At 52.8% G+C, this 14,678-nt stretch carries 15 protein-coding genes and 1 riboswitch; of the genes, 4 read left to right on the top strand and 11 right to left on the bottom strand.

Going from position 1 to position 14,678, the window contains the following annotated elements; translation table 11 throughout:
* Positions 1 to 79 precede the first annotated feature (79 nt).
* A riboswitch (cyclic di-GMP riboswitch) is annotated at positions 80 to 170 on the bottom strand.
* Positions 171 to 282: 112 nt separating this feature from the next.
* From E5161_RS21295 to E5161_RS11375, 3 genes are all read right to left on the bottom strand, one after another.
* A complete protein-coding gene (locus tag E5161_RS21295; protein WP_136777935.1) occupies positions 283 to 1,842 on the bottom strand; it encodes a glycine betaine ABC transporter substrate-binding protein in 1,560 nt (519 codons plus the stop codon).
* Between the two features lie 13 nt (positions 1,843 to 1,855).
* Positions 1,856 to 2,965, bottom strand: coding sequence for an ABC transporter ATP-binding protein (locus E5161_RS11380; protein WP_136777934.1), 1,110 nt, complete (start codon positions 2,963 to 2,965; stop codon positions 1,856 to 1,858).
* 138 nt (positions 2,966 to 3,103) lie between these two features.
* Positions 3,104 to 4,390, bottom strand: a complete 1,287-nt coding sequence (locus tag E5161_RS11375; RefSeq protein ID WP_136777933.1) for a methyl-accepting chemotaxis protein — start codon at positions 4,388 to 4,390, stop codon at positions 3,104 to 3,106.
* Positions 4,391 to 4,599: 209 nt separating this feature from the next.
* On the opposite strand from E5161_RS11375, the gene E5161_RS11370 reads away from it, so the two are divergent.
* The 4 genes from E5161_RS11370 to serS all read left to right on the top strand — a co-directional run bounded on the left by E5161_RS11370 (position 4,600) and on the right by serS (position 8,126).
* Positions 4,600 to 5,847, top strand: a complete 1,248-nt coding sequence (locus E5161_RS11370; RefSeq protein ID WP_136777932.1) for an MFS transporter — start codon at positions 4,600 to 4,602, stop codon at positions 5,845 to 5,847.
* Positions 5,848 to 5,925: 78 nt separating this feature from the next.
* The gene (locus E5161_RS11365) at positions 5,926 to 6,570 is read left to right on the top strand and encodes a winged helix-turn-helix domain-containing protein (RefSeq protein WP_136777931.1); all 645 of its coding nucleotides are present in this window, start codon (positions 5,926 to 5,928) and stop codon (positions 6,568 to 6,570) included.
* 61 nt (positions 6,571 to 6,631) lie between these two features.
* Positions 6,632 to 6,799, top strand: a complete 168-nt coding sequence (locus E5161_RS20780) for a hypothetical protein (protein ID WP_169306667.1) — start codon at positions 6,632 to 6,634, stop codon at positions 6,797 to 6,799.
* Between the two features lie 40 nt (positions 6,800 to 6,839).
* Positions 6,840 to 8,126: a serine--tRNA ligase gene (gene serS, locus E5161_RS11360; protein ID WP_136777930.1), complete on the top strand. Its 1,287-nt coding sequence runs from the start codon at positions 6,840 to 6,842 to the stop codon at positions 8,124 to 8,126.
* A 288-nt stretch (positions 8,127 to 8,414) separates the two neighbouring features.
* Here the strand turns inward: serS and E5161_RS11355 are convergent, their stop codons facing one another.
* The 8 genes from E5161_RS11355 to E5161_RS11320 all read right to left on the bottom strand — a co-directional run bounded on the left by E5161_RS11355 (position 8,415) and on the right by E5161_RS11320 (position 14,626).
* A complete protein-coding gene (locus tag E5161_RS11355; RefSeq protein ID WP_136777929.1) occupies positions 8,415 to 9,194 on the bottom strand; it encodes an APH(3') family aminoglycoside O-phosphotransferase in 780 nt (259 codons plus the stop codon).
* Positions 9,195 to 9,364: 170 nt separating this feature from the next.
* Complete coding sequence (locus E5161_RS11350) at positions 9,365 to 9,790, bottom strand: OsmC family protein (protein WP_136777928.1); 426 nt, start codon at positions 9,788 to 9,790, stop codon at positions 9,365 to 9,367.
* Positions 9,787 to 10,548, bottom strand: a complete 762-nt coding sequence (locus tag E5161_RS11345; protein ID WP_136778163.1) for an amino acid ABC transporter ATP-binding protein — start codon at positions 10,546 to 10,548, stop codon at positions 9,787 to 9,789. Before E5161_RS11345 ends, E5161_RS11350 begins: the two co-directional genes overlap by 4 nt.
* Positions 10,549 to 10,570: 22 nt before the next feature.
* Positions 10,571 to 11,215, bottom strand: a complete 645-nt coding sequence (locus tag E5161_RS11340) for an amino acid ABC transporter permease (RefSeq protein ID WP_136777927.1) — start codon at positions 11,213 to 11,215, stop codon at positions 10,571 to 10,573.
* A gap of 77 nt (positions 11,216 to 11,292) precedes the next feature.
* Complete coding sequence (locus E5161_RS11335) at positions 11,293 to 12,156, bottom strand: substrate-binding periplasmic protein (protein ID WP_136778162.1); 864 nt, start codon at positions 12,154 to 12,156, stop codon at positions 11,293 to 11,295.
* A 65-nt stretch (positions 12,157 to 12,221) separates the two neighbouring features.
* Positions 12,222 to 12,803 (bottom strand): TetR/AcrR family transcriptional regulator, encoded by a 582-nt coding sequence (locus E5161_RS11330; protein WP_136777926.1) that lies wholly within the window; start codon positions 12,801 to 12,803, stop codon positions 12,222 to 12,224.
* A 288-nt stretch (positions 12,804 to 13,091) separates the two neighbouring features.
* Positions 13,092 to 13,421 carry a hypothetical protein gene (locus E5161_RS11325; RefSeq protein ID WP_136777925.1) on the bottom strand — a complete coding sequence of 110 codons (330 nt, stop codon included), beginning with the start codon at positions 13,419 to 13,421 and terminating at the stop codon, positions 13,092 to 13,094.
* An 8-nt stretch (positions 13,422 to 13,429) separates the two neighbouring features.
* The gene (locus tag E5161_RS11320; protein WP_136777924.1) at positions 13,430 to 14,626 is read right to left on the bottom strand and encodes a ParM/StbA family protein; all 1,197 of its coding nucleotides are present in this window, start codon (positions 14,624 to 14,626) and stop codon (positions 13,430 to 13,432) included.
* Positions 14,627 to 14,678 lie beyond the last annotated feature (52 nt).

Below are 14,678 nucleotides of genomic sequence, written 5' to 3'. Positions count from 1 at the left end.
TTCCTTCCTTGAATGAAATGTGTAGACAACAAAAAATGAGCCCTCTACAAGGCTCATAGACAAAAGACCTATGATTCCTTGTGGCAACCGGCTGCCATCCAGCGTCTGCGACGTGGGTCAGGCCCTTGGCTTTGCGTCTCACGGTTTCCCGTGATTTGCCTTTTTCACTTGGGATATTCGTACTATGAAACTATCATAAGATGTACTTGAAAAAAATGGTATAGGGCTGAAGACCCATCGAAAGAAATCTTTTTGAACGTCCGGGTTTCTCGCGCCAACTTCTTATTGAAGCAACCCGGACTTTCTGAGCCAGTCTTCCGCGACATTCCTGGCTTGCTTTCCTTCAAGATCCACTTGTCCGTTCAAGATGGACATCGTTTGGTCATCGATTTTGCCGGCCAGCAGGTTCAAGACTTCACGCAGCTCGGGATGAGCCTGCAGTGTGTCCATTCGAATGACCGCTGCCGCAAAATAAGGCGGAAAAAACCGTTTATCGTCCTTCAGCACCTGCAGCTTGAACGCGGCGATGCGTCCATCCGTGGCAAAGGCATCGTTGACGTCAGTTGTACCTTCTTTTACCGCGCCGTAAGTTAAACCGGGATCCAATCCCTTCAGGCTTTTGAATCTCATCGGGTAAACCTGTGCCAAACCTTTAAATCCGTCGGTCCGCTCCAAAAATTCATGGGTAGCCCCGAGAATCAAGTTCGGAGATTGCGCGGCTAAATCCGAAAAAGTACGAATCCCCAAACCATCCGCCCTATCTTTCCTCATGGCGAGCGTGTAGGTGTTGTTAAATCCGATCGGCTTCATCCAGGTGACGCCAAAATCCTTCTCATACCGGGCTTTGACCCGGTTATAGGTTTCTTCCGGTTTGCCGACGACGGGTTTTTGTTTCAAAACCGCCGTCCATCCGGTCCCGGTATATTCCGGGTAAATGTCGATATCGCCCTTAGTCAGCGCGCTGTGCGTCACTTCCGTACCACCCAAAAACGGCTTTCGTACGACCTTTAAGTCGGTTTTGGCTTCAATCAGGGAGGCCATCATGTGCACGAGGATTTCTTGTTCGGTGAAATTTTTTCCCCCGATGACAATGGAATCGGAACGGGACTGCAAAAACCTGGCAGCGATCCCGACGACGAGAGCGAGCACCAGAACCAATACGACGGCGATTTCGAATCTTCTTCTGAACTTGGAGACAGCTTTTCCCGGTTTGCGGATTCCTATCGGCGTAACGGCGCTCTCCATGCGCGAAAGAAGGAAGTCGAACAGTAAGGCAAGCAGCGCTGAGGGAATCGTACCCGCCAAAATCAGTTGCGTATTCACCGTGGATATTCCCCGGAAAATTAAGTCCCCCAGGCCTCCCGCCCCGACCAGAGAAGCCAGTGTCGCCACACCGATCAGCATGACGGTGGCGGTTCGGATTCCCGCCATAATGACGCTCATGGCCAGTGGCAGTTCGATTTTGGTCATGACTTGGAAACTCGTCATCCCCATGCCTACGCCTGATTCCTTGATCGGCTTCCCCACGTTCATGATGCCCGTGTACGTATTGCGGAGTATCGGCAGCAGGGCATAGACGGTTAAGGCGACAACGGCCGGAACCATGCCGATCCCGAGCAGCGGAATCATAAATCCGAGCAGCGCCAAACTGGGGATCGTCTGGAACAGGGAAGCGATTCCGATCACCGGTGCAGCCAGGCGCGGCATGCGCGTGAGAAGCAGACCGGTCGGGATGGAGATCACGATCGCGATCAACAAGGCGATAAATGATATTTGGATATGCTCGAGCGTCGCACGAATTATGTCGTCTTGCCTGCCTGCGATTACGTCCCACAAATTCATGGCGGCCTCCGAATCAAATCTGTTTGAGCAGGGCGTCGATTAAGCTGGAGTTGGTCACCAGCCCGGCTAATTGTCCGTTGGGGTGTATGACGGGAATGCTGTTTAATCCGTGTTGTTTCATGACGTCGACAGCCTCTCCCACAGCGGTGCCGACCGGAATGACGGGAACATCGGTTTTCATGATCTCTTCCAGCGACAGCTCTTCCTGGCGGTAAAATTGTTCCAGCAATTCTTTGGTGACGATGCCTTTGAACATGCGGTTCCGGTCCGTGACGAGCAGCGTGGTCACTCTGTGGCGTCTCATGAGCTGTGCGCCATGAGCAAGCCCGCGCCACAAGTACACCGTTACCGGATTGGTGAGCATCACGTCTTCGACCGAGATGTTTTCCGACTCCTGCAGCCGATTTTCTCCGATGAACGTGCGGACAAAGTCATTTTTGGGCCTGCGGATGATACGGTCCGGTGTGTCCGCTTGAATGATTTCCCCGGCTTTCATGAGCACGATGCGATCGGCAATTTTCAGCGCTTCATCCATGTCATGGGACACGAACACGATCGTCTTTTTTACTTCCTCCTGCAGACGGATCAATTCGTCCTGAAGCTGCTCGCGGCTGATCGGGTCCAGAGCGCTGAACGGCTCGTCCATCAAAATAATCGACGGTTCCGCGGCCATTGCGCGAATCACCCCGACCCTCTGCTGCTGCCCGCCGCTTAATTCGAACGGATACCGGTCCCGGTAATGGTCGGGATTCAGTCCGACCATGTCCAGCAGCTCATCCACTCTTTTTTCGTAATGTTCTTTCGGCATGCCCTTCAGGCGCGGAACAATCGAGACGTTGTCCTTGATTTTCATATGCGGGAAGAGACCGATGTGCTGGATCACATAGCCGATATTTCTTCTGAGTTCCACGGGATTCAGCCGGGAAATGTCCTGTCCGTCGATCAGAATCTGGCCTGAAGTCGGCTCGATGAGCCGATTGATCATTTTCATGGTCGTAGATTTGCCGCAGCCACTCGGTCCGATCAAAGTGACCAGTTCGCCGTCCTTGATCTCGAGATTGATCCCCTTTAACACCATCGTACGTTCGTTATATCGCTTCGTGACATTAATAAACTGGATCATGGAACACACCTCGTTGGGTCCAGTTTGTGCTCGGTTGGACCGCTTGCGGCTATTCTGCCCAAATTACTCAGCCTAAAATACAAAGAGGCCATTATCCGAAGATAATGACCTCTTTCATTCTCGTGTGTGCGGTATGAATTACGATTGAAATTCCCGAATGTGTTGTTCCAGCGCGACAGCCGTCTCGTGCAGCTGTTCCATTACACTCTGGATGTTCTCCGTGGAAGCAAGCAATTCCTCGATGACCGCCGCCGCATTGTCCGTTTCGGCGAATGAGAAGCGGATCCGGCCGGTCATACGCTCCATGTGCTCCCGGCTGTCCAAGGAACGGCTGGCGATCGTGCCGATCTCCTGCGAGACGGATTGCACCGATTCCGCTACCTGTCCAGTCAGCCGGTGAATGTTGTCCAGCATGCGGGAGGTTTGTCCGATCAATTGAATGCCCACCGCCACTTCCTCGGATTCCTGATCGAGCAGCCGGGTGGATTTGGAGCTGTCTTGCTCGATAGCTTCTAAAATATCGGATATTTTCGCGATGGCGCCATGCGATTGGTCGGCCAGCTTGCGGATTTCCGTGGACACCACGACGAACCCCCGGCCGTTCTCGCCTGCGCGCGTCGCCTCAATGGCGGCATTTAACGCGAGCAAGTTGGTCTGGGAAGCGATAAGTGTGATGACTCCCATGATTTCGCCGATCGCTTGCATCCGCTCATTCAACACATGGACCGTCGATTGAGAAGCGGATACGCTTTTTTGAATTTGGTTCATTTGCGCGACAACTTCTTGCAGCGCCTTTCGGCCTGCTTCCGCTTCGGCGGTCATTTGGGCGGCGGTGTCCGAGACAGCGCCCGTTTTATCCGCGATATCCGTAACCAGGTGGTGAATGCCGCTCACCGACTCCTGTACCGAATCCATGTCCTGTGCTTGCGTATGGTTCTCTCCCGCGGTTTGTTGAATGGATGCGGCAACCTGTTGCAGTGCGGCCGTATTTTCCCTCGTCGTCACTTTGAGCGATTCCGACAACGTGGACACCTGCTCGGACGTGCGGTTGGCTTCGGCCATCACGTTGCCCAAGTTGTCCGTCAACCGGTTCACCGACTCGCCGATCGGCCCCAGCATGCCGATTCGCGAAATGTCCAATTGATGGCTCAAATCTCCATCCGCCATACGCCGTATATGCTGAATGATGCTGTTCATAGGAGAAACGAATCGCCTGTAATTTAAATAACCGATCAGCACCCCGAGCAGCGCTCCTGCAACAGCCATCGTCCCCACACCCGGCCAAAAGCCGGAATTCTCAGGCTTGATCCCATTGGCATACAGCAAACCCGCGGCCAGTACTCCCGCTCCGATCACGGCGGGAATAACGGTGCGGCTCAAATAACGTGGAAGAGAAACAGCTTTCGCTTCGTTCGCGGTCGACATTTCAGAGCAGCCCCCGATAATTGGATAAAATGAGACAATACTTCAATGTATTCGCCTTAAAATGCTATTTTCCTTGTACAAAAATCGTGAAAACAATGGAAAAATCGCTATAGACAACGATCCGATTCCCCATTAAGATAAAATCAATCGTTGAAATAAATTACAATGATGAATCAAATTTCAGCGAATGGGAGACGGAGGCTGCAAATATGGAAATGGAAAGACAAGGCGTGTTCGCAACGGCGAATGTGGAAAGGCCGGTTTGGACGAACGCAAGGTTCCTCATTTTGTGGCTGGGCTCCGGTCTCACCAGTCTCGCATTTTCGGTCTATCTGCTCACCGAGGCTTGGTTCGTCGTGCAAAAACTGGACCGCGAATCGTGGCTGGGCGTCGTCATGATGGTGACTACAATACCAAGGGTTTTGCTCATGACGTTCGGCGGAGTGGCGGCGGATCGGATTCCAAGGTCAACCATCCTATCCCTCGTCAATGTTAGTCGCGGGATCATGATTTTTGCACTGGTGGCGCTCCTTTCGTATCATTCCTTATCCATTTGGGGTCTGCTGGTGTTTGCTCTGATTTTCGGCGTGCTGGACGCATTCTTCTGGCCGGCCAACGGTTCTCTGCTCCCGCAAATCATTGGGAAAAATCAGCTTGTCCGCGGAAATTCCATTATTCAAACGACGAATCAGCTGTGCTTCCTTCTCGGGCCGGCGCTCGCGGGACTTCTTTTGAAATTCGTGTCGTTCGAAGTCTCTTTCGCCGTCAGCGCTCTTTTCCTCCTGCTCGCCGGTGTGACCATCCGATTCCTGCGCGAAGAACGCCTTGCTGCTGCCGGCGAGAAGCAAAAGTTTATGAAGGAACTAAAAGACGGAATTACTTATGTTAAGAGCTTCAGCTTTTTGCTGATCTTGATGGGCGTGTCCATTATTATCAACCTGCTGTTTGCAGGCCCCCTCAACGCCGGCATGCCGGTTTTGGTGAAGCATTCGTTACACGGCGATGTACTTGCCCTCAGTTATCTTGAATCTTCCATTGCCGTGGGCATGATGGCAGGATCGATTCTCTCGGGAATTCTCAATCTCAAAAGGAAGAGAGCACTGATTGCCATGGGGTTGATTCTGTTGCTGGGTGCAGCCACTGCGTTGTTGAGTCAGATTACCGCAGTGTGGCAAGGAATCGTCTTGATGTTTGCGATCGGTTTTTTCGTGTCTTTCAGTAATATTTTGACTTCTGCTCTCATCCAACAAATGGTGCGGACGGATATGATGGGACGTGTACAAGGCGTTTTGTCCACCGCATCCATGGGTTTTATCCCCCTCTCCTACGCGCTGGTATCCATTTTGTTATCTGCGGGCATCCCGATTCCCACGCTCATGCTCGTTTCCTCTGTCGTCATGGTGCTGTTTGTCGTGTCCATCATGGCCAAAGTTAAGGTTATCTGGACCACAGACTGATTGCCGGAGGTATGCTGTCATTGTTGGATGTGTGCTATGCTTGAATAAGAGCCGTTTTAGGCAGGAGGCATTCGATACATGAAACGGAAGACCAGCACCATGGAGCTGTTGAAAATTCTTTCGGACCCGCGCCGCAGCCGGATCCTTCATTTGGCTTCCGATAAACCCGTCACCGTGAAAATACTCGCGGAGCAATTAGGCGAAGATCCACTGCGGCTGTATTATCATGTGAAGAAGATGGTCAAGGCAGAGCTTTTGGAAGTGAAGGAAACGCGCCAGCACGGCAACTTGACTGAGCATTACTATCAGGCTGCCGATTTGGACGGCGTGATTTATAAAGGCAACATCGAGGAGCAAGCGGAGCATCTGGAAACGACGGTTGCCCTCATTCACCGGCGATTGGATCCCGGGTTACGGCTTATTCAAAAAGGATTGGAGAAAGTCCGTGAGGAAAAAGCGAAAGGAGGCAGGATCGATCTAAATCCGTACCACGTCGATTTCATCAGTTCCACAAGCCGCAAGACCGGCCGGGAATGGCGGGAGTCTCTGGGTGCTCTCATTCAAAAGATGAACAAATCCGAGGAGTCTGTCGATTTGTTTGAGAGCGACGATCGGGACGAAGTCGAAGGAACCTACCAATATGTACTGATCAGTTACCGAATTGAAGATGCGGAAGAGCTGGGTTTGGTGGATCCGTCGGAAGTGGATTTGGAAGAGGACTAAACGCCGCTTGTAAATATGGCATGCCTCCGATATACTGGTTCCAAATACGACTAATATGCCGATGAAGAGCATCCAACTCGGAGGCGTTTTCGTCAAGGAGCACTCGAATCTCCCTAAGTTAACCGGCACCGCCCGTTACCGCGGAACGAAAGTGGATGGAACGCTCCGGCTGTTCCGTCAATTTGGGTGGCACCGCGAGAATGAAGCGCTCCTCGTCCCATTGGGATGAGGGCGCTTTTTGTATTTTATTCTCAAAGGAGCGCGGTAGCATGTTAGACATCAAGAGGATCAGGCAAAATCAGGAGCTGATTCAAACGACGGCGGATCTGAAAGGAATTCCGTTATCCGTAGCGGAATTGGTTGAGCTCGATGAGGAAAGGCGGCTTCTCCTTAAGCAAGTGGAGGGATATCGCCAAGAACGGAACCGGTTATCTCAACAGATCAGCCGGCTGTTCCAAGAGGGTAACCTGCAGGACGCCGAAAATGGGAAACGGCAAGTATCGCAACTCAAAACGGAAATGGAGCAGTTGGAAAAAACGCTGCGGGAAGTCGAAAAGGTTTTTACACAGCTGATGATGCGGGTGCCGAATATCGTATCCCCTGACACGCCTGTCGGACGTTCGGATGAAGACAATGTGGAGCTGCGCAGGGTTGGAGAGGTTCCGGCTTTCTCATTCGAACCGAGGGATCATGTGGCGCTGGGCGAGCTTCACCGTTTGATCGATCTACCGCGGGGTGTGAAAACCGCCGGAAGCCGGAACTATTATTTGAACGGTATAGGGGCTTTACTCCATCGGGCGGTGCAGCAGCTTGCCTTGGATATGCTGCTCAGCCGGGGATTCCATCTGCTCGACGTGCCATTAATGGTCCGAACGGAGTCGATGCTGGGTACCGGCTATTTCCCAACCGGCGAGGACCAGACGTATCGGCTGACGGAAGGAGATCGGTGGCTTGTCGGCACGTCGGAGGTTCCGCTTGTTTCGTATTACAGCAACGAGATCGTGGACGTGACGGAACCGATTAAGCTGGCCGCAGCGTCGCTGTGTTTCCGCAATGAGGTAGGGTCCGCCGGCAAAGATGTTCACGGCCTGTATCGGGTTCACCAGTTCGCGAAGGTCGAGCAGGTGATCATTTGCGAGGACAATATAGAAATGGCGGAGCGGATGCTGAAAGAGATTACCGAAAACGCGGAGCAGCTGCTTCAACTGCTGGAGTTGCCGTACCGAGTGATGGCCGTATGCATAGGCGATATGTCACAAAAAACTTACAAACAATACGACATCGAAACCTGGATGCCAAGCCGGCAAGCCTATGGCGAAACCCATTCGTCTTCCCTTCTGCTCGATTTCCAAGCAAGACGCTCCAATATCCGGTTCAAAGATGCGGCTGGCCGGTTGAAGTATTGCTATACTTTGAACAATACGGCGGTCGCTTCGCCGCGGATTTTGATTCCTCTGCTGGAGAACCATCAGCGGGAAGACGGCTCGATCCGCATCCCGAGCGCATTGCGTCCTTATTTGGGCGGTGTGGAAGAGATTGCTTTGCCTGCTGTTTGAGAGCTATCAAGGAAAAGCCCCGATTTTTTAATTTTATCGGGGCTTTTGAATTTGGATAAGTTGCGTGATGTCGGCAACTCTCTTACTTCATTTTGCCAAATTACAGCGCAGGTTTTCGACGTGGAATGTTCTGTAGTTACATTTTGCCAAACTGCACAGCGGTTTTCTCTTGGCGCCGCCGGATTAGCGTGCTGTAATTAGGCGAAATGCAGTTGCAGAGCAGTATGTCGCGAACGTCCCCTCTCTAGTTTGGCAAAATGAAACTGGGGGTTGGCCAACTCCAGTTCTTCAGAAAAACTCGTCCATCAGCTGATAATACGACACCTTGGACTCGTCCAACTGTGTGATGCCGTAGACGTCAAGAAACGTCGCGACATACTCTTCGCCGAAATTGTACCGGATGCTTCGGACTGCGAGCGCGATGTCTTGATAGCGGTCCGCGACGCCCGCTCTTCCCCAATCGATGAATCCGCTGAGCCGGCCGTCCTGCAGGATGACGTTCGGCAGGCAATAGTCGCCGTGCGTAAACACGAGATCCTCATCCGCAGGCTTTTCCCGGATCAATTCCTGGAACAGCTGCTCCGCCGTACACCCTTCCCTGATCTCATCAAAATCATCTTCGTCGACGAGCCGGTTTTCCACTCTTTTTCCCGCCTCGCCGATTTTTCGCTCCAGCCGCTGATCGAACGGACAGTTACGGATGTCCACTTCATGTATCGCTCTTAGCCCTGCCGCCAATTCCCTCATCAACTGCGGAAGCATCGATTCGTACAAACGGTGAGACGCATCCAGACCGGGAATTTCGGACATCAGCAAATACTCGTTCGACCCGTCATCTTCATAATAGAGAATCTCGGGCACTGGGAGTTTCCCTTGCAGCCATTCCATCCTTTCTTTCTCCTGCCGCAATGTTTCGACCGAACCCACTGGAAGTACCTTTAAGTACCGATTGCCGGCGGCTCCTGTCAAAAGGAACGTATTTGCTTCGGAATAACCGATCGTAATTCGCTTCCATTCCAAACCCTCCGTTAACCGACTCAATCCTTCGCTCACCTGAGGTTTCTGCATACCGGGTTCCCCACCTTCCAATCCGGAGACGTTGTTTTCGTTCTTTGCCGATCCTGAGCAATGGGTTCGATGGATGGGACGCCATGTCCTGCTTATAGAGCAGACAGATCAACAGCTAAACGCGTGAGGAACGAAAAAACCACTCCGGTCAGGAGTGGTTCATTCATCGGTTACGCGTGTTTCACCGCTTCAGCACCATTCAGGATCAGTTTGTAGCTGATGTCTGCTTTCAGAGAGTCCGATACGGCGCAATACTTATTGCTGCCCATCTCGATCGCTTTCCAGATCCGGTAGTCGGGAATATCCCCGTCGACCCGGAACGTCAGCTCGATGGCCGTGAAACCGGTCGGCGTCTCCTGTTTGCGTGTTCCGTCCGCCTCAATCTCCATCCGCTGGATGGAACCGAGGTACCTGTCCAAAATCATCGTGACGTCAATTCCGATGCAACCCGCCAGACCCGCCAAAATGAGTTCCATCGGGGTCGCGCCCTTGCCGTCTCCGCCGTAAGCGGGAGTTGCATCCATGCCGACCGGATAGCCGGAATCGCCGACGGAAGTGAATACCCGTTTACCCTGCCATGTCGTCATCACTTTCATTCCTTATCCCCTCTTTCCCCGGTAATTTGATTGAGAAATCTACGCGCTCTTTCGGTTTGCGGCGATTGGAAAAAGCTTGCCGGCTCCCCCTGCTCCACGATCACTCCGCCGTCCATGAACACGACGCGATTCGCGACTTGACGGGCAAACTTCATCTCGTGGGTCACGACCACCATCGTCATGCCTTCACCCGCCAGCTCCCGCATCACATCGAGCACTTCGCCGACCAGCTCCGGATCGAGCGCCGAGGTTGGCTCATCGAACAGCATGACCGCCGGCTCCATGGCCAGCGCGCGCGCAATGGCCACCCGCTGCTGCTGGCCGCCGGACAGCCGCGATGGATAGGCGTCACGCTTTTCGGCCAAGCCGACCCGTTTCAGCAGCCGCTCGCCCGCCGCCACAGCATCCGCTTTCGGCATTCTCTTCACAATGAGCAGCGATTCAATGACGTTTTCCAGCGCCGTTTTGTGCGGGTACAAATTGAACTGCTGGAACACCATGCCGGTTTGCCGCCGGATTTCCCGAAACCGGGCGTTCTTCTCCCTGTGGGACATGGCGGAATCCACATCCACTCCGTTCACCGTAAGCGATCCCCCGCTTAACTCCTCGAGCCCGTTCAAACAGCGCAGCAATGTACTTTTGCCCGATCCGCTCGGCCCCAGCAGCACGACAATTTCAGTTTTATCCACCTGGAAATCGATACTTCTCAACACTTCATGGTTATGGAACGATTTAGACAGTCCTGTCGTTCGAATCATCATCCCGAATCACGCCCCCGCCTCAATAAGCTTTGGACAGCCGTTTCTCGACCGCATGGAGCACGATCGAGAACAGGGTGCTCATCACCCAATACATCGCGGCAATCCCGATATAAAAAGGGGTGTACTTGTAATATTGCGCGATTAACAATTGGGCGGATCGGAGCAGCTCGGTAACGGCGATCGTCGAAACGAGCGAAGTCTCCTTCAGCATGCCGATGAACGTGTTGCCCATCGGGGCTATCGCCACTCGGGCGGCCTGCGGGAAGATGATCCTTCGATAGGCTTGCCAAGTGGTCATCCCCGCCGCATAGGCGGCTTCCATCTGCCCTTTCGGAACGGACAAAATCGCTCCGCGGAAAGTTTCGGACAAATACGCGCCGACGTTGATGCTTAGCGCCAAATAGGCTGCGGTCAACGAGCCCAGCCTGAGTCCGTAATCCGCCAGTCCGAAATAAACGAAGAAAATCTGGACCAAAACCGGCGTTCCCCGGATGACCGATACGTAGAAACGCGCGATCCAACGCACCGGACGGATACCGCTTATTCTGGCAAGCGCCACAATCATCCCGATCAACACGCCGAAAATCATCGAGACCAAGGTAATCTGCAGCGTATATCGGGCCCCGCGCAGCAAAAACTCCGCATTATCCCATACCAGTTGCATAAGAGCTGATTTCCCTTCTGCGAAAATGCAAGGCCATGACAACATAACCGTCATGACCTTCATCCAACCCCGCTTTATTATTCTTTGGGAGGCTCCTCGCCAAACCATTTTTTAAATATCGTGTTGTACGTGCCGTCCGCCTTGATGTCCGTCAACGCTTGATCCAATGCGGCCAGGAATTGCGGATTGTTTTTCTTCACAGCGATGCCCGCTCTGTCCGCTTTGATCGGCTCTCCGACCGCTTTGATTTTAAAGCCGTTTTTGTCCACGATCGGTTTGAGGGCGTACATATTGTTGATGGTGGCGTCGATCCGGCCGGTATTCAAATCCGCCAGCGAAGTAATGACGTCGTCATAGGTTTTGATTTCGAAGCTGCCGACCTTCGGGAGAACTTCTTTGCGAAGGTAAGCTTCGTCGTTCGTGCCGAGGCCTACGCCGATCTTTTGGCCTTTAAAATCTTCGAGCTTCGTAATCGAATTGTTATTCGCACCGACAATGATTTTAACGGAGTTGGTGATATACGGCTGCGTGAAGTCGATTTGCGCCTTGCGCTCATCCGTAATCGTCACTTGGCTGATAATGACGTCGATATTGCCCGCTTGCAGGCTCGGAATCAGTCCGGAGAAGTCCTGAGGCGCGAATTCGGCTTTCACGCCAAGCCGTTTGGCCACTTCTTTGGCGATATCCGCGTCGAAACCGTCGATCTCTTGCTTGTCGTTGAGGAAGTTGTACGGCGCATAAGTGCCCATGAGACCCACTTTTAATACACCGGAGCTTTTCACTTGATCCGGCAGATCGGCTGCCGGCGCGGAGGCGCCGCCGGCCGAGGCCGAAGGGGAAGCGCCTTGATCTTCGGCCCTCTTGCCGCAGCCAGCGATCGCAAGCGTGAGCAGCAGGATGGCGGTTAAAGTAAGGATCAGTGATTTCTTCGAGCTTTTCAGCATGTTGATCTCCCCTGTTTCTTTATTAGATATTAGTGTCCGGCGATGCCGATTCAATGCCTCGGTTAAATGCCGAGCAGACCGAAAAATTCGAATCTTGCGGTCTCCGCCGCCAGCTGCGCCGCGGTACGATTCTCAAACCCATTGCCGGGTACCGCAGAGCCAACCAGCCATCGTAAAATGATACCTTCGATCAAACTCATCAGAATGGCCGCCCGCATATGCGCGTCAATCGTGGACGGCAGCATTCGTAATTCGACCGCCCTCTTGATATTTTGCACAAACGCGTTTTCCATAGCCGCGCGGGTTTGTCCGATCGCCAGCCGGATGGGCTCGCTGGCCGACCAGCCGCCCAGCAGCAGCTCCATCAAGTGGCGGTTGGCTTCGGCGAACTCGAACAAATTCCGAAGCAGTGCCTCCGACGCCTCCACCATATCCGCAACGGTTCCCATATGCTTTCGATAACCTTGCGCAATAACGTCGAGCAGCTGCCCGCGTCCCTCCGCTATCATTTCAAGAGCAATGGCTTCCTTGCTCGGAAAATACCAGTAAAACGTGCCCTGTGACACTCCGGCTTCCGCGACGATATCGGAAATTTTGGTCGTGTGGTAACCGTCCCTGGCGAAGCGCCTGAGGGCGACTTCCATCAAAACCTTCCGTCGGTCGCTGCCGTACTCCTGCTCTTGCGAGGACTTCTTTCTAAGTATTGGTCCCACCCCTTGATTGACTCGTCAGTCAGTTGCATTTATTAATCCTAGTGATTTACTCGACATTTGTCAATGCCGCTCCTCAAGAACGTCAATAAATAGAAAAAAACCGCGTTGCCGCGGCTTTTTGCGCAATTCGTGACACCAAGTAATTCCCGGAAACACGAAGTGTTGTCGAATATTATCTTATAGTACCCGGTATTACTTTGGATGACCTGGTATTGCTCTTTAAATCCACGCCTCTATATCCTCATCGTCAAACTCTTCCTCGTCCGCCGGCTCGGGTTCGTGAGCGGCCGCCGTTTCATGAGAAGCGGCCGGCGGGATCGTCGAAGCCGATGCCTGTGAAAAAGAGGGAGAGGAAGGCAAGCCGCTCCTCTCCGTCGGGATGATCGCCTGCAAATTCCGTACGCCGTTGCTTCTGATCTCATTTTCGATTAAATAACGGATAGAATCCATCAAATTGGTCTGGGTGTTGATCCATTGCATGACCAGCGGATCTTCCGACTTTTTCGTTTTGAGGCTGAAGTTGTCCCCGGGTTGTTTGATCTTTTTCATGATGCGTCTCAGGCCGGCTGAGCGGCTTTATTTTTCAGGGCTTCGTAAATTTTGCCGCGGACGAATGCATCGAGTCCCATGGCATTCATCAGGACGGCGTATTCGGCGGGAATATAGAGAAGCTGGATTTCTCGTTCGGCGCACAGCTCTTGGAGCTGCGGATATAGAATGGAGCGCATCATGATGCTGCCTCCGCCGTATACACAGATCAGGTCGATTTCGTTCCGTGCTTTGGTCAGCTGGCGTTTCACATTTTGCACGATCTGCTTCGCTTGGCTTTCCATCGGCCTCTTCAGCGTTTTCATCGCGCGTGCGTGATACTTGTGCTTCAGATTTTTGATGACGTCGCTGAAAAATTGCCGCGGGCTGTCGGGCAGATGGATGAGCCGGTTAAATTCGTCCAGCGCCTCCTCGATCGCGTAGCCGGCGCCGTGGTGGCTGCCGTGGACGAACTGCCGCAGAAACTTATTCCCCTCCGTGATCGGATACTCGGTGGAACCGTCTCCGATATCGACATGCAGGATGCGCTTGTCCTTGAAAAAGCTGCCGTTAAACTTTTTCTCGATATTGTACGTCTCGGCGAATTCTTGGAAAATGTCTCCGTCCCGCCAGTTGCCGTCCGCATCCTTCTGCAGAGTGAAAATGACCGGCGTGGCTTCGGGTACCGCTTTGACGAACGCAAACACGATCTTGACCGCAACCCGTTGGATGCCGAGGTGGACGGTCACATGATGGGAGCCGGAGGTGAACCGTCTCTCGAATTTGGCGGATGTCTCATCCGTATGCTGCGTCACCGGCAGTGCCGTAGCCATATCGACTTCGACGTCGATCCGCTCCGGAATTTTCTTTTCTTCTTCGTACCCTTTTTGAACGGCTGCCGCCGCGATTTGCGCCAATGTATTGACGACCGGCAGATCCATATCACTTTTTAAATCGATGCCGATTTGCAGATTGTCCAAAATTTCTCCGCTTTCCAGCGCGAATTTGCCGATATAGTACATACCAGGGCGCGCGGCCGGGGAATCAATGGTCACAACCAGCTGATCCTGCAAATTTTTAATGAAGCTCTCCGGGGATTGCTCTTCGCTCCACGGGAGTTGGTCCACTGTGCAATTGACGTTCGGCTGTTGAATAATTTTGCCGTCGATGATCAGGTCGTGTTCGCTGTTTCCGTTATCGTTGCCGACGTAAAAATGGAAATTCATAGGAAGGCGCCTCCTAATATGTAAAATACGCTCGGTATTACTTTGCCACACG

The sequence above is a fragment of the Cohnella pontilimi genome (assembly GCF_005049045.1).
In the GTDB taxonomy this organism is placed as follows: domain Bacteria; phylum Bacillota; class Bacilli; order Paenibacillales; family Paenibacillaceae; genus Cohnella; species Cohnella pontilimi.
This window is presented reverse-complemented; position numbering and strand designations above follow the sequence as displayed.

Coding starts and splice junctions, on each gene's coding strand:
- E5161_RS21295 (WP_136777935.1), bottom strand. CDS start 1,842: ATGAATTTGTGGGACGTAATCGCAGGCAGGCAAGACGACATAATTCGT.
- E5161_RS11380 (WP_136777934.1), bottom strand. CDS start 2,965: ATGATCCAGTTTATTAATGTCACGAAGCGATATAACGAACGTACGATG.
- E5161_RS11375 (WP_136777933.1), bottom strand. CDS start 4,390: ATGTCGACCGCGAACGAAGCGAAAGCTGTTTCTCTTCCACGTTATTTG.
- E5161_RS11370 (WP_136777932.1), top strand. CDS start 4,600: ATGGAAATGGAAAGACAAGGCGTGTTCGCAACGGCGAATGTGGAAAGG.
- E5161_RS11365 (WP_136777931.1), top strand. CDS start 5,926: ATGAAACGGAAGACCAGCACCATGGAGCTGTTGAAAATTCTTTCGGAC.
- E5161_RS20780 (WP_169306667.1), top strand. CDS start 6,632: ATGAAGAGCATCCAACTCGGAGGCGTTTTCGTCAAGGAGCACTCGAAT.
- serS (WP_136777930.1), top strand. CDS start 6,840: ATGTTAGACATCAAGAGGATCAGGCAAAATCAGGAGCTGATTCAAACG.
- E5161_RS11355 (WP_136777929.1), bottom strand. CDS start 9,194: ATGCAGAAACCTCAGGTGAGCGAAGGATTGAGTCGGTTAACGGAGGGT.
- E5161_RS11350 (WP_136777928.1), bottom strand. CDS start 9,790: ATGAAAGTGATGACGACATGGCAGGGTAAACGGGTATTCACTTCCGTC.
- E5161_RS11345 (WP_136778163.1), bottom strand. CDS start 10,548: ATGATTCGAACGACAGGACTGTCTAAATCGTTCCATAACCATGAAGTG.
- E5161_RS11340 (WP_136777927.1), bottom strand. CDS start 11,215: ATGCAACTGGTATGGGATAATGCGGAGTTTTTGCTGCGCGGGGCCCGA.
- E5161_RS11330 (WP_136777926.1), bottom strand. CDS start 12,803: ATGGAAGTCGCCCTCAGGCGCTTCGCCAGGGACGGTTACCACACGACC.
- E5161_RS11325 (WP_136777925.1), bottom strand. CDS start 13,421: ATGAAAAAGATCAAACAACCCGGGGACAACTTCAGCCTCAAAACGAAA.
- E5161_RS11320 (WP_136777924.1), bottom strand. CDS start 14,626: ATGAATTTCCATTTTTACGTCGGCAACGATAACGGAAACAGCGAACAC.